At 53.3% G+C, this 274-nt stretch carries 1 protein-coding gene; it reads left to right on the forward strand.

Features of this window, described 5'->3' with window-relative positions; all coding sequences use genetic code 11:
- The coding region (locus AACQ14_RS24535) for a hypothetical protein (RefSeq protein WP_459112807.1) at window positions 1-197 on the forward strand (197 nt) is incomplete at its 5' end.
- Between the last annotated feature and the right edge of the window lie 77 nt (window positions 198-274).

Genomic DNA, 274 nt, shown 5'->3' on the forward strand with positions numbered 1-274 from the left:
TTGGCATCAAAGACGTTGTGTCCAAGTCTATCGGTTCACAAAACCCGTACAACATGATCCGCGCCACTATGGACGGATTGAAAAAAGAACAGTCTCCACGTTCTGTCGCGCAGCGTCGCGGTAAGAAAGTGGCCGACATTCTGCCCAAGCGCGATGAAGTAGCTGATACTTCCGCTCAAGTGGCTGAGGAGGCATAAGCATGGCCAAGACAATCGTGATCAAGCAGGTAGGCTCACCTATCCGCCGCCCCGCAAAACAGCGTGCAACGCTGGTA

Source organism: Vallitalea maricola, assembly GCF_036985595.1.
Lineage (GTDB): Bacteria > Bacillota > Clostridia > Lachnospirales > Vallitaleaceae > Vallitalea > Vallitalea maricola.